12 protein-coding genes are annotated in these 13,079 nt (G+C 51.6%); 3 read left to right on the top strand and 9 right to left on the bottom strand.

The features are described 5' to 3' along the window. The first annotated feature begins 215 nt into the window (after positions 1 to 215). Both ACEW81_RS03725 and ACEW81_RS03730 read left to right on the top strand, forming a co-directional pair. The gene (locus ACEW81_RS03725) at positions 216 to 1,211 is read left to right on the top strand and encodes a hypothetical protein (RefSeq protein WP_373531626.1); all 996 of its coding nucleotides are present in this window, start codon (positions 216 to 218) and stop codon (positions 1,209 to 1,211) included. A gap of 176 nt (positions 1,212 to 1,387) precedes the next feature. After that, the gene (locus ACEW81_RS03730) at positions 1,388 to 2,149 is read left to right on the top strand and encodes an SIMPL domain-containing protein (protein WP_373531627.1); all 762 of its coding nucleotides are present in this window, start codon (positions 1,388 to 1,390) and stop codon (positions 2,147 to 2,149) included. A 57-nt stretch (positions 2,150 to 2,206) separates the two neighbouring features. Here the strand turns inward: ACEW81_RS03730 and ACEW81_RS03735 are convergent, their stop codons facing one another. Beyond that, positions 2,207 to 2,710, bottom strand: coding sequence for a CBS domain-containing protein (locus ACEW81_RS03735; protein WP_373531628.1), 504 nt, complete (start codon positions 2,708 to 2,710; stop codon positions 2,207 to 2,209). A gap of 675 nt (positions 2,711 to 3,385) precedes the next feature. Between ACEW81_RS03735 and ACEW81_RS03740 the strand changes: the two genes are divergently transcribed. Beyond that, entirely contained in the window at positions 3,386 to 4,759 is a 1,374-nt protein-coding gene (locus ACEW81_RS03740) for a hypothetical protein (protein ID WP_373531629.1), read from the top strand. 32 nt (positions 4,760 to 4,791) lie between these two features. Here ACEW81_RS03740 and ACEW81_RS03745 read toward each other — a convergent pair whose 3' ends face one another. The 8 genes from ACEW81_RS03745 to ACEW81_RS03780 all read right to left on the bottom strand — a co-directional run bounded on the left by ACEW81_RS03745 (position 4,792) and on the right by ACEW81_RS03780 (position 12,926). Next, positions 4,792 to 6,000, bottom strand: a complete 1,209-nt coding sequence (locus tag ACEW81_RS03745) for an ABC transporter permease (protein WP_373531630.1) — start codon at positions 5,998 to 6,000, stop codon at positions 4,792 to 4,794. 2 nt (positions 6,001 to 6,002) lie between these two features. Continuing rightward, on the bottom strand, positions 6,003 to 6,707 hold the full coding sequence (locus ACEW81_RS03750) for an ABC transporter ATP-binding protein (protein WP_373531631.1): 705 nt from the start codon (positions 6,705 to 6,707) through the stop codon (positions 6,003 to 6,005). Beyond that, positions 6,704 to 8,104: an efflux RND transporter periplasmic adaptor subunit gene (locus tag ACEW81_RS03755; protein WP_373531632.1), complete on the bottom strand. Its 1,401-nt coding sequence runs from the start codon at positions 8,102 to 8,104 to the stop codon at positions 6,704 to 6,706. Before ACEW81_RS03755 ends, ACEW81_RS03750 begins: the two co-directional genes overlap by 4 nt. After that, positions 8,079 to 9,629 (bottom strand): TolC family protein, encoded by a 1,551-nt coding sequence (locus ACEW81_RS03760; protein WP_373531633.1) that lies wholly within the window; start codon positions 9,627 to 9,629, stop codon positions 8,079 to 8,081. Before ACEW81_RS03760 ends, ACEW81_RS03755 begins: the two co-directional genes overlap by 26 nt. 95 nt (positions 9,630 to 9,724) lie before the next feature. Further along, on the bottom strand, positions 9,725 to 11,134 hold the full coding sequence (locus tag ACEW81_RS03765) for an ArnT family glycosyltransferase (RefSeq protein ID WP_373531634.1): 1,410 nt from the start codon (positions 11,132 to 11,134) through the stop codon (positions 9,725 to 9,727). 2 nt (positions 11,135 to 11,136) lie between these two features. Further along, complete coding sequence (locus ACEW81_RS03770) at positions 11,137 to 11,310, bottom strand: hypothetical protein (protein ID WP_373531635.1); 174 nt, start codon at positions 11,308 to 11,310, stop codon at positions 11,137 to 11,139. Positions 11,311 to 11,353: 43 nt separating this feature from the next. Next, positions 11,354 to 11,926 (bottom strand): glycosyltransferase family 2 protein, encoded by a 573-nt coding sequence (locus tag ACEW81_RS03775; RefSeq protein ID WP_373531636.1) that lies wholly within the window; start codon positions 11,924 to 11,926, stop codon positions 11,354 to 11,356. A gap of 142 nt (positions 11,927 to 12,068) precedes the next feature. After that, complete coding sequence (locus ACEW81_RS03780) at positions 12,069 to 12,926, bottom strand: HEAT repeat domain-containing protein (RefSeq protein WP_373531637.1); 858 nt, start codon at positions 12,924 to 12,926, stop codon at positions 12,069 to 12,071. Positions 12,927 to 13,079: the final 153 nt, after the last annotated feature.

The raw sequence follows: 13,079 nt of genomic DNA on the forward strand, positions 1-13,079 counted from the left end.
CTACACCAACGCCTACCCCAACCCCTACGCCAACGCCTACCCCAACACCGACCCCAACACCGACCCCAATACCGACCCCAACACCGACCCCAACCCCAACCCCAACCCCGAAACCACCTGTTGCGGCGAATGAGCATGCGCGATCTTTTGGGGACCCTCATATCAAAGATCCCGATGGCGGCCTATATCACTTTCATACACCAGGCATTTATAGCGTGCTTCACGATAAAGGGATTCACCTGAAATCCAAAATAACCGCTGGCGCAAACAAGATGGCTTATAACACGGAGGTTGGCTTGATCGTAGGCGGTAGAACGGTTCAGGTTAAGCCAGACGGTTCGGTACAAATTGGCTATAAAGACCCTAACATTGCGGGTGCCGATATTACGAGATTGAATGAAGGCCAGACCGTAATGCTGGATGACGGAGCCAGTGTAACCCGCACCAAAGGCAACATTGTGGTCCAGACCCAAGAGTATAAAATGCAGTTCACCCCTATGAAAGGGAGAATGAGCTATCTGGATATTGATGTTTGGTCCAAAGCGGGCGGCGTTTTAACGGATGGTGTAGCGCCAACCGGGATGCTCGGTGAGTTATTCGACGCAGACGATAAGCCGGAAACCAAGCTCAAAAAACCGGTTAACACGTATGTGTCTCCAACCCTTGTTTATCGAGAATCGACTACAGCAGCCTTGCCGGACAAGCTGCCAAGTCAAGGGAGCCCAAGCTACAAAATTATTGATCTGCTGTTGAAAGAAGTCAGCAAGGATGGCAACTACTCTGCCGCTGAGCTGACCCAGGTCGCCAATAGCCCCAGGGTCAAAGGCTCTGTTTACGCATCGGTTTTAACCTCTCTGGCTCAGGTCGCAGGTGAGTACAAGCAATCTGTGACATCCGCGCATTTAAAGGCCATTGCCAACAAGGTCGGTAACGATAACTTTTTGAGCGGCACGGAAGTCAAAAGTTTCCTGCCTGGCTTGGCGGGCTGGAAAAAGCCCACCACAACCCTGGCTCCTGCGCCGACTCCGGTTAAAACGCCAACCCCCGCCCCTGCGCCGACCCCGGTTAAAACACCAACGCCTACCCCTGCTCCTAAACCGTCCCCTACCCCCACCCCGGTTGGCGGTAACACTGGAGCTGTGCAAGGGATTCAGCAACTGTTCCAGCAGTTATTAACCCTGATTAGTCAGTTGTTTGGCGCCCAAAAATAAACAAAAAAAAGTAATCGAACCTGAACAGGAACTTTTAACCAAGTTCCTGTTCTTTGTTTTCATAAAGTAGCGCTTAAGAATAATCGGTGGCGCTATTGCCGTTGCGCTGAAAAACAGTTGAAATAATAGCAGACTAACCTATTTGTTGATGATTATGTTTGGAGAAACCAGAAACCATGATGATGAATCGTACCAACCGAATTTTATCCATTGCCACGCTGGCCTTGGCGTTTACACTGGCCGTAGGGATGTCTGTGGGCGTTTTTGCCGATGATGGGCCAAAACCGGGCATTATCAGCACTCAGGGGCATGGGGAAGTGAAGGTTCGCCCTGATTCCTTAAGCGTTGATATCCGGGTGGAAACCAAGAGCGATAAATTGCCCATGGCCCGCGCCGAAAATAACCGCAAAACCCAGGCCATTATCGCCGCCTTGAAAGGCTTGGCAATTCCTGGCATGAAAATGGAAACCCAGGGCTTAACGGTATATCCGCTTCAGCATTATGAAAAAGACAAGCTACCCAAGGTGATTGGCTATAATGTCAGCAATGGCTTAACGGTTACTGTAACCGGCGCTTCGCCCGATGCCTTGGGCGATTATGGCAGCCGAATTGTGGATACCGCTTTAAACAGTGGGGCCAATCATGTGGGCAGTCTCGGCTTTTTTCTGGATGACGCCACCCCGGCTCGCAATCAGGCCCTGGAACTGGCCGTTAAAGACGCTCGCCGCAACGCGGATGTGATGGCAAAAGCATCAGATATCACCCTTACCGGTGTTCATTCCTTGGAAGGCAGTCCCCAGTTTGGCGGATTTCCTCGCCCCATGCCCATGTACGCCATGAAATCCCGTGGCGCTGAGGCTGAAGCCGATGTATCCGCACCGGTGGAAACAGGAGAAACCACCATCACCAGCGATGTGACTGCCCGGTTCAAGTTTTAGACTTATATTCTTGTAAAAAGCCTGCAAGCCGCCTTTGTGAACAGGGGCGGCTTCTTGCTATAAAGACAAGGGCTGATCGCCGCCAGCGCTATGCTTGCTTTTGGCGCCCCGCCCCTCTCTTCTGGCCAGCGTGGTAGAGCCAAGTGTTCGTTGCTGGCCTTTTTGCTGCCCTTGAAAAGGCCCCTGCGCCCGCCCCCGTTTGCTGAGTCGTTCCAGATCCGTTTGCGTCACAATGCCAATGAGTTGATGGTGCTCGTCCACCACGGGCAGGGAGTGAAAATGGTTTCCGCTCATCAGGTTTACGGCTTTTTCCAGTAAGGTATTGGCTTGAACGGTGGTAACCGGTGCGGTCATGGCGTCTTTCACCAATAGCCGATCCGGGATTTCCTCTGCCTGATTGCCCCCTAAATCCGTATCCGACAGAATGCCTACAATCTGATCAAGATGAGTGACCACCAAATGATGAATCTGATGCCGCCACATCAATTCATTGGCCTCTGTGGCCGGTCGGTTCTGGTCAATGGTCAGTACCGGGGTCGACATGATGTCTTTAATATTCATAGGCTGTTTCCTTTTAGCTTGGCTGGTCAGGTGTTGTTCTACCGGTTTTTCCGAAGGGCTCTGCCACAAAGCAGGGGGCCAGAAGGCCAATGAGCAGAAGCATTTTAAGCGCCTATAGAAGATCATAGACCTTTCAGAGGAACCTTCAATTGTCTGGCTGCGCTATTTATGCCAGAAAATCGCGTGACCAGTTCAGGCTTTATCGGTTAGATGCTGCTTTTGGCAAGGAAAATTTCGCTTGAGCGGTGAGAAGGGTTTAATTTTTTAAAATTGAGAATTCTCATAATTTAACCGAGGCGCTTCCGCTAGAATATTAGCCCCTTAACATGACGTTAAGAAAATTAAAGCGGTATCAATCGATAACTATCGGCTCCAGTCCATTGAATAGGCGAATAGTCTATTACTGGGTATCTTTTTTACTGGACGATTTTTTTTCTTTGCGCTAGTATCCTACCTTGGTTTGCGACTCCCACATGGGTCCCTCGCGCCTGCTGATCGGCTTCCTCTGTTCACCTTTACCCCGATCAGTTTTCTCCACGTTTGGGGTCTGTCTTACTTACAAACCGTTGAACTTTAACACTGGGCTTGTTCTCAAAACCGGAACAAGCAATCAGAGAGTTCGAGTTGACCTGTCAGGTCAACACCAGGTCACTATGAATGTGCTGATCGGGATATATGCTCAGTTCTGTAATGCCAATGGAAAAGCCAAAGCCACCCATGCCACCCCGGCAGGTTCAATTTGGCACCGGCGAGGCGTTACTAACTCAAGCCCTTTCCCAGTTGGAAAAACGCCCGCTGGCTGAGCTGCTGCTGAAGGATGTGGCGGCCTTTAATATCCCCAAAATCGCTTTGTCCCGCACCTGGAAAGAGCGTTGGGATACGGCCACTCTGGAGCTTTCCAATTCCGGTATTACCCTGTTGTCTTCGCTGGTGTTGCCGCCATTGGTGCGCTACCCGGTGAGCAAACTGGCCGATCTTTCGGAATATAAAACCATGCAGTATCTGGGCGGGGAATTTAAAACGGTACTGCCCAAGCTGGCTGAAAAAAACTTAAAGCCGTTGCCAGCTCAAATGGCTCGCATGAGCGCTTCTTTTGGCTTCTTTTTTCCCTTTGCGGCGGCTTTTTGGGCGGCCCCTTTTGCCCGCAACTGGCTCACCATGAAACGCACCCACTCCACCAACTTTGAATCGATGATTGGTTTTGAGGGGATAGGACCTGATGGGGTCAAGGTCAACCGGCCCAAGCGAACTCTGGATGAGGAAATGGCCTATCAGCGCAACACCGCCCTTAAAATTTTAGGCGCCGGGGCAGGCTTGGGAGTAGCCTCCCTTGCCGGGTTTGGATTGATGGCCAAGCACCTTGGAAAAAGCATTGGCAAAAACCTCGAAAGTAAACTCCTGAAGCAACTTTCCACCGGGCAAGGCGAGAAAGCGTTTCAGCAATTTTTTAAAGCCTTTGATCTTAAAGGCAATCAGGTAAACGGCAGAACGGCCACTTTAATGTTTTGGGGCCTGCCCGCTTATTTGGGGTGGGTGCATGGGGCTCGTAGCGGAAATGAGCGGCGGGAACGGGTGGTGCAGTCGGCGAATGCCATTTTCTGGTTCTTTTTTGCCTCCCGGCTCACAACACCGCTTTGGCGCAAAGGCTATCAACAGCTCATTCAAGGCAATGCCCTGAATACCTGTAAAAAAGTGTTGGGCGGCGATACCAAAACGATCAATGCCAAGCTGCTCGATCTTTCCTACGAGGACATTTTAACCAAATTTAAGCACGATACCCCCGTACGCAAAAAATTGTTGGGCCTGAAAAATGCCAAGTTTGCCCTCAACGATTTGGGAATCCCCATTTCCACGTTGTCAGCGGTTCAGTTTTTCAACTTCAATCTCACTGAGAAAAAAATTAAAAACACGCAGAGCCAATCAAAGGCTCCGCAACTGGCACCAACGCCAACGCCAGTCGTCAGCCCATTGGCCCTGCCTGTTGCCAGCCAACCCTTTGCGGGTGGGCCTCAACCGGCAGCTTGGGGCGGTTATTCAAACTGGGGGTAAATTTTCTTAGCCCCTCATTCTGAAGCGCTTGCTTACTCGTAACGCAGGGCTTCTATCGGATTGAGACTGGCCGCTTTCTGGGCTGGGTAAAATCCAAAAAACACACCGACTCCGCCCGCGAATGAAAAGGCCAGAATCACGCTAAGCGGTTCAATAATGGCTGGAAACTGGGTGAATTGTCCAATCACCAGCGCTAAAACCACGCCCACCAACACCCCGATGAAGCCGCCAGTGCAGCTCAGTAAAATAGATTCCATTAAAAACTGAAGCAAAATATCCTGTTTTTTGGCCCCTATGGCTTTACGCACCCCAATTTCCCGAGTGCGCTCGGTGACTGTCACCAGCATAATATTCATAATGCCAATGCCGCCCACCAGCAGGGAAATACTGGCAATACCGCCCAGCAAAATGGTGAAAATGCGGCTGAAGTTAGAGGCCGTTTCAATGGTTTCCGCCTGATTGCGAATGTTAAAGGAGTCCTCTTCTCCCGGCTGGGTGCGGTGGTTTTGGCGCAGGATTTGGGTGGCCTGCTCCTGAGCGGCGTTAATATCTTGGCCGGGGGTAATTTGCAGATCAATTTCCCGCAAAAACTCAACCCCTAAAACCTGGGCCATGGCGGTGGTATATGGAATCAACACCTGATCATCCGGGTTGAACCAGCCTTGATCGCCCTTGGATTTTAAAATGCCCACCACTTTAAAGTTAACGCCATTCAATTTAATGGTTTTTTCCAGCGGATCGCTCTGTCCAAACAGGTTTTCCGCCGTTAGGGGGCCAATCACCGCCACACGGGCATGCGCTTCGGTTTCCGACTCTGTAAAGGACCGTCCTTTTTCCACCTCAAAGTTACGAATCTGAAAGTAGGTAATGGCAGTGCCGGTCATGGTGGATCGCACGTTTTGGCTGAAGTATTTGATTTGCACACTGCCACTTACCACCGGGGCAATCTGGCTGACGGCAGGCAGTCGTTTCATCAGCGATTCCGCATCCTGAAGGGTCAGGTTATCCTGATTCCCTTGAGCCACCCCCCGAAAGCCCTTTTGCCCCGGACGCACAATCAGCATATCGGTTCCCATGGCCTGTATTTGGGAAAGCACCTGCTTTTGAGCCCCGGTTCCCAAAGCCAGCATGGAAATAACCGCCCCCACCCCAATAATAATGCCCAACATGGACAGCAGCGTTCTTAATTTATTGGCGGAAAGGCTTTTCAGCGATACTTTCAGAATGGTCAAAAACAGCATGCTTACAAGGGTCCGTTTCCGGCAGGCTGAACGTTTTCAAGGAGGCGGTTGTCTTCAAGCAAGCGTCCGTCTTTCATTTTGATTTGGCGATGGCAGTAGGCGGCAATTTCCGGCTCATGGGTCACAATAATAATGGTGCGTCCCTGCCGGTTGAGTTCCGTGAATAGGTCCATCACCTCCAGCCCGGTTTGGCTGTCCAGATTTCCGGTGGGTTCATCGGCCAGAATAATGGCGGGGTTGTTGATAATGGCTCGGGCAATGGCCACCCGTTGTCGTTGTCCGCCCGAAAGCTGGTTGGGTTCATGATCCACCCGGCTGGCCAGCCCTACGGTGGTTAAGGCTTCTCGGGCTTTGGCTTGAGGGTTGGTTTCTCCAGCGTACATCAGGGGCAAGCCCACGTTTTCCAACGCGCTCATGCGGGGCAACAGGTTGAAGGTTTGAAACACAAAGCCAATGCGCTGGTTCCGAATGACGGCCAGCTCGTCTTCAGACAACTGGGCCACATCCTCTCCGGCCAAAAAATAGGCCCCTTCATCCGGTTTGTCCAGACAGCCCAGAATATTCATGAGCGTGGATTTTCCGCTGCCGGAAGAGCCGGTGAGGGCTACCATTTCTCCGGGTTGAATTTCTAAATCCACCCCATGCAGCACTTTTACCCGTTCTTCGCCAATCACATAAGATTTCTGGATGTTCTGGGTGCGAATCATCGGCGACCCCCACCGCCGCCCACGCTACGCATCATCATCATTTGGCCCCGGCGATTATTGCCGCTGGTTTCGCCAGTTTTGCGCCACTTGCTGCGTTCACTGCCCTGGGTGGACACAATGGCCTCCTGTTCGCTCAGGCCGTTGATGATTTCAGTGTCAGTGCCGTTGCTTAAGCCGGTTACGACCGGGCGGCGCTGAATCTCGCCGTCTTTGCCCAGCACTCGCACCATGCTTTCGCCGTTGCGCCCCAACGTAATGACTTCCGTGGGCACTTTCAGCGCCTGCTTTTTCTGGGCCACCAGAATTTCCACATTGGCGGTCATTTCCGGCATTAATAAGCGGCTATTGTCGCCTTGCACCTCAATTTTCACTTCAAAGGTAACCACATTGGTGGTAACAATGCCCTTGGGAGAAATACGCACCACTTTGCCGGAAAAGGTTTGGCCGGGAAAGGAATCGGCGGTGATATCCACGGTTTGTCCCACCTTTACTTGCCCAATGTCGCTTTCATCCACCGAGGCCAACACATAAATATGTGAGAGATCGGCCAGCGTCATAATGGCCGTTCCACCGCCCACGTTGCTAATGCCGGAGGATACAATCTGGCCAATCTGCCCCAGTCGGGTGGTGACCACTCCGGCGATGGGCGCGTAAATTCGGGTTTCTGAGAGGCGTTGCTGCGAGCTGGCCAAAGCCACTCGCTGGGCTTGTGCCTGGGCTGCGGCGTTTTCAACCTGTTCGGCTTGGGCGCCTAGCCCATAATTTTGGGTTTGCAGTTCTTGCAAGCGAATTTTGGCGTTTTGAAAATCGGTTTTGGCTTGGGCGACCGTGGTCAGGCCGGTTTCGTATTCCTCCTGGCTAATGTAGCGATTTTTAACCAGCACCGACAATCGATTGGCCTTGGTCTGGGCGTCAGTTTCCCGGGCCTGCGCCGCCTGAATATCCGCTTTGGCTCTGGCGATATCGGTTTGCAGGGTTTGGCGGGCCACTTGCAAGTTGACCCGGGTTTCAGCGGTTCGGCTGTCCAGTCCGGCCACGGACGCTTGCACCTGCTGAACGGCCCGGTTCTCGTCAATGGGGTCGAGCTGGGCCAGTAAAGCCCCTTGGGGTACATAATCGCTCACGTCATAAGGCAGTTTTAAAATTTTGCCACTGCCTTTGGCTTTGATTTCCACCTCAAAGTTAGGCACCACCTTGCCGGTGGCCGCTACTACCTTGCGAATGTCGCCCCGAGTGACGGGTTCTGTAACCACCGTGGGCTTTTCTGCTTTGGGGGTTAAAAAATAGGCACTGGCGCCCAGTATCAGGATCAGCAGGGCCACCCCGATGATGAGGGGCCAAAAGCTTCGGCGGGATACGGTTTTTGTCGCATCAGAGTTTGCTGGAGGTGTGGGCATTCGCGCTGCTTCCTTGCCATTGGATACCTTGTAAAATCGCTTCGGGGGTAATCAGGCCCATGGCCTGCACCAACTGGATTTGAGACTGATTGTAATTTAAAACGGCCTGCACCAGATTACTTTGGGCGCTGGCCAGATTGGTTTGGGCGGCCAATACATCCAGATTAATGCCATAGCCCGCTTTAAACCGGCCTGAGGCCAAATCGTAACTTTCCTGAGCGGAATCCACCGCTTGTCGGGCGGCCTCAATGGCGCTTTCATAGTTTTCACTGTTTAAAAAGGCAATGCTGACCTGGCTTTCAATGTTGCGAACCACCATTTGCTGGGCCAGCTTTTTTTGTTCAATCAACTGCTTTTTTTCCCGCATTTGCAAGGGAATTTGCAGGCCCATGTTTTGTAGCAGGTTGGCGGTTACCGAAATGCCGCCAGAGGTACTGCGTTGCAGGTTATCCAGCTCGCTGCCATTGGCTCGGGCCGAAGTTTGCAAGGTAATGGAGGGAATCAGATCCGACCGGGTCATTTTGTAATCATAATCCAGCGCTTTCAGTTCTTCTTCCACCACTTTTAAGGTGGGGTTGGTTTCAGAGGCCCGCTTTAAAAGCTGCTCCATGGAAACCACTTCCGCCACCAGCGCTTTTTGCTGGGCATCGGTGCCGCTGGGAATTAAATGAATGGTCGGCTCCAAGTTCAGGCGGTTAATCAGCCCTTGCTCGGCTTGTAAAATGGTGGCTTCTGCCTGAATGAGGGCGCTTTGCTGTTGGGCGTAAGTGGTTTTGGCCTGAGATAAATCCAGCGGAATGCCTTTGCCGATTTGCACTTTGGTTTGATTGATTTTTACTTGCTCCACCGCATTTTCCAGGTTGCGAAGAACCACCCCTTTTTGCTCGTAGGCGGCCAGCAGTTTGTAATACTCCTGAGCGGCCTGAGACAGCTGCTCCTGATAGGTTTCCTTCAGCGTAAAACTGGAGGAAAGCTGGCGCCGTTTGGCGGCCAGAATTTGATAAATATTGCGCCCCCCCGGATGAAGCGTCCATGAGGCGCTGAGCTGAACCTGAGTGAAAGACTGGCGGTTGGTGCGCCCGCCTCCACCTCCACCTCCACCACCCCCGCTGGTTCTTCCGCCAGCGCCATTGGCGGCGATAAAACCACCGGAAGAACCGGAGATAAAACCTTGTTGTCCCCCTTGCCGGTTTTGAGAGTAAGTGCCTGTGATGTTCGGCAATAAAGCGGCTTGTTGCTGGCGATACCGGCTTTGGAAAATTTCGGCGCCCTTTTGGCTTTGGGCAATCATCAGGTTTTGTTCCTGCACCAGTTTTAAAACCGCTGCCAGATCCACCGGATAATGGTTGGTTTTAAACACAGAGGCCCGCAGTTCAATCGGGCGAATTTCCACCCCCTTGGGCGAGGCTTCCCCCGCAATCTCCTGAGTGGCAGCGGAAACAGGCGCCTCCTGAGCGGTCGCCCACGGGGTAAAAGCGTTGAGGGTGAGCGCCAGTATCATGGCATGAGGGACAATCTTCAGCATGGATTCATTACTCAACGGATAGGTAAAAAGTTTCGCAGAGCCTTCAACCCTGTTAAAAAGGCTTGAACTCACTTCGAATGGGTTGGGATCTGAATCTAGTATAAAGGGGAATCGGATTTGGGGGATGGAAACAAGCGCTTCCAGAGATTGATAATGCTGAGCGCCGCAAACAACAGGGTAAAAGGAATAATCTGTAAAGCCCAGCGATCACTGGCCACGGCCATCAGATAGTGAAATCCAAGCCAAACCATTAAAAAACCGCCCAGTATTAACAGTCCTTCCTGACTGCGTTTATGGTTTCGCTTCCAGTCCACCACGGCCCATAAAGCGCCGGAAATTCCCAAAATCAAGGTCACTCTCCACAGTTGTTTGGAGATTTCCGCCAAGCGGGTCACGGTTTTTTCCGGCAGGTTCCGCAAGCGGGAGGAGCCCCATTGGGTATCCCGGATGCCGGTTTCCGAGGTGGTCCATAAAATATGACGAAGGCGCACCGGGCCTGCTAAAAAATAACGCAACGGGTTTTGGCCAATAATGGCCATGGCCCAGGCCTTGTCTTCATTCAGTTCGGCCATTCGTTTCTGGGGGCCTGTTTTGCCTGTAGTGGCTTTATCAATGCGTTCTCTTAAGCCCGGAATATTTTCAGGTTTGACCAACCGGCTTTCGGTTTCGTAATGCGTGGTGGCCACCAGCCAGATTTCTCCGCCCCAAAACAGTTGTGCTTTTCCAGTCAATAAATATTGATGATAGACCCACGAGGATAAGAGGAGGCTTGCTGTCACCCCAAATACGGCCAAGCCCTTTACATTGGCTTTCCAATCATCCCGGCGGAAAAATAGCACGGTAAGCACCGCCAGCATGCCAAAAACCAAGGCGGTTGATCGGGTTAAAACGGCGGTATAAAGCACCACTCCCAGACCTGCCCAGTGCAGCCAGTTTGGCAGTTTAGGTTGACGGGACTCCAGAATGAGCCAGCTGAGCAGGAGGTAAAAATAAAGGGTGGGCAGCTCAGAGGCAAATAAGGCGGAGTAGCTGATTAATTGAGGCTGAAACGCACTCAGTGCCAAGGCTATGAGGCCCACGCTCCGGCTAAACAGCCGCTGGCCCAGCAAGTAGATTAAAACCATGATCAGTCCGCTCAGCACCAGGTTTAAGGTCCACACTGGCCAATAAGCGCTGCCAAACACCGCTCTGCAAAATGCCAGCAATACAATAATGCCCGGATGCTTGTCGATGTTGTTGAAGGCGAAATCTCCACCCGCAATGGGTTCGGCGTGGTTCCAATAAACGGCGTAGTCACTGATGGGATCGGGTTGGGTTCCCACAATCCAGCTCAGCCTTAAAATCAACCCGATGAGTAAAAGCAGCCACGCCCACCGGCTTGGCTTGCCCAGCCGGAAAGATTGAACGGCTTGCCCGCCCAGTATTAACGATACGGCAAAGCCTGCCAGATAGAGAATGGCGGTGAATAGAATGCCTTCAAACCCGTTGAGCCAGAAATCGCCCATCGTTAACCCTGATCGTACGCGCCTGTCGCGCTACGCCGAACCAGATTTAAAGAGCGAACCACGGTGCGCGCAATCTTGATTTTGGAGGTGCTGACTTTTTGGTCGTAACGCAAAATCATGGGAACTTCGCAAAATAGGGCGCCCAGTTTGTTGAGCTTGATAATAATTTCGGCCATACAGGCAAAACCGGTTTCGGTGATAAATCGCTCTCCATATGTGTCAAACGCTTTTTGGAGAATGCTGGTGCGGTACAGTCTGAAGCCGCAGGTATAATCCTTGATGTTGAAAATGGGGGCGGTGGTTCGAAAAATCCAGCTGGAGCCATGACTGAGTAAAGTACGGAACCAGTCCAATCCAACCACTTGAGAGCCGTAGCGATATCGGGAGGCCACCACCACATTGAATCAATCCGGCCATCCGCTCAATCAGGTAAGGACTGTGGGTGCCATCGGAATCCATCACTACAATCATATCGTTCGCTTCCGCTCTGGCCAGTGCAATTGAAAAGCCGGTTTTAATGGCTTTCCCCAAGCCCTTATTGTAAGTATGTCGCACGATATCAAGGTGGGGAATCTGCGCCTCTTCCAACAATCGCATGGAATCATCGGTGCTTCCGTCATCCACCACAATGATTTGAAACGGGTAGCGCTGAATGGCCTGAGCAAACAAGGCGCTTAACCCACAAAGCGCCGCTCCCTCATTGTAAGCAGGCAACACCACAAGCAGCCGGGGAAGTTTTCCCGACTCGTTTTTTTCAGTGGTTGTGGCTGGCTGGAACGCGATGTTAGTCATTGAACTCTTATTTCAAATCAAAAAGAGGTTATGTGCAAGTGAATTAATAAAAATTGAATATAAAAAGCCCCCGCTGGTAAAAGAGGGGGCTTTTTAAGGGTTGTACTCTACGGTAACAATACGGGAGAGCCTTGATTTTGGCCTATTTCTGGGCAGCGGTCGCTTTTTTGTAGCTAGCGCCCGGTACTGTTTTCCAGTTGGCAGCCATAATCATTTTGTAGGCTTTTAATGCGGTATCTTCGATTTCGCCTAGCTCTTCAGCTTTCATAATCAGGTTACGCAGAGGCAGCAATGCTTTGGGATCTTTCAGCATTCCCAGAGCGGCGCCAGCGCCAGCACGAACCAGATCATTTTCAGCGTCGTTTTCCAGAACGTCAATCAGGTGAGATACAGCACGTTTGTCGCCCAGTTTGCCGAGAGATTGTACTGCGTAGATGCGAACGTTGACCCACTCATCAGTCAAAACACTAATCAGTGCGTCCACTGCGGAGGCATCACCCAGTTCGCCCAGGGCGCGGGTTGCATCGCAACGAACATTCACTTTTTCGTGTGAGAGACTTTCAATTAACGGCGTTACAGCGATGTCGCCAATCTCAATCAGGGCATCAGCGGCGGTCATGCAAACCTGGCTGTTGCTATCACTGAGGGCTTCCACCAATGGGAGAACGACTTCCACGCCACCGAGACGACCCAGGGCACGAGCGGCACGAACGCGAACATCCACGTTACGGTCTTCACGAAGAGACTCGATCAATGGAATGGTAGCGCTGATATCACCCAGTTCACCCAAAGCGCGGGCTGCGTAGAGACGAACGGAACCGTTCTTGTCGTTTTTGAGAACGTCGATTAGCGGCTCAACAGCTGCCATATCGCCCATTTCTCCCAACATGCGGGCCGCATTGTAGCGGGTTTTTTCGGAAGGACTGTTTTTCAGTTCTTCCAGAAGTTCGTCAAAAGATTTCACTGCTTTTTCTTTTTTGGTGCCGGTAGTAGTTGCCATTTGAAACAATTCCCTCCCGAAAATGTGACCGTTACATATAAACCTCCTCCCAGACAAGCCTTGACTGGCACTGTCTGCAACTAACTGTTTCTGATTGAGCCCTTTATTGATTTGACCCTTCAGCTGCTTAAAAAAGATTCAATCAGTTTTTGT

Origin of the sequence: Vampirovibrio sp., assembly GCF_041737375.1 — a bacterium.
In the GTDB taxonomy this organism is placed as follows: Bacteria; Cyanobacteriota; Vampirovibrionia; order Vampirovibrionales; family Vampirovibrionaceae; genus Vampirovibrio.

Coding starts and splice junctions, on each gene's coding strand:
- ACEW81_RS03775 (WP_373531636.1), bottom strand. CDS start 11,926: ATGACTAACATCGCGTTCCAGCCAGCCACAACCACTGAAAAAAACGAG.
- ACEW81_RS03780 (WP_373531637.1), bottom strand. CDS start 12,926: ATGGCAACTACTACCGGCACCAAAAAAGAAAAAGCAGTGAAATCTTTT.
- ACEW81_RS03765 (WP_373531634.1), bottom strand. CDS start 11,134: ATGGGCGATTTCTGGCTCAACGGGTTTGAAGGCATTCTATTCACCGCC.
- ACEW81_RS03755 (WP_373531632.1), bottom strand. CDS start 8,104: ATGCCCACACCTCCAGCAAACTCTGATGCGACAAAAACCGTATCCCGC.
- ACEW81_RS03745 (WP_373531630.1), bottom strand. CDS start 6,000: ATGCTGTTTTTGACCATTCTGAAAGTATCGCTGAAAAGCCTTTCCGCC.
- ACEW81_RS03770 (WP_373531635.1), bottom strand. CDS start 11,310: ATGGCCGAAATTATTATCAAGCTCAACAAACTGGGCGCCCTATTTTGC.
- ACEW81_RS03735 (WP_373531628.1), bottom strand. CDS start 2,710: ATGAATATTAAAGACATCATGTCGACCCCGGTACTGACCATTGACCAG.
- ACEW81_RS03750 (WP_373531631.1), bottom strand. CDS start 6,707: ATGATTCGCACCCAGAACATCCAGAAATCTTATGTGATTGGCGAAGAA.
- ACEW81_RS03730 (WP_373531627.1), top strand. CDS start 1,388: ATGATGATGAATCGTACCAACCGAATTTTATCCATTGCCACGCTGGCC.
- ACEW81_RS03740 (WP_373531629.1), top strand. CDS start 3,386: ATGCTCAGTTCTGTAATGCCAATGGAAAAGCCAAAGCCACCCATGCCA.
- ACEW81_RS03760 (WP_373531633.1), bottom strand. CDS start 9,629: ATGCTGAAGATTGTCCCTCATGCCATGATACTGGCGCTCACCCTCAAC.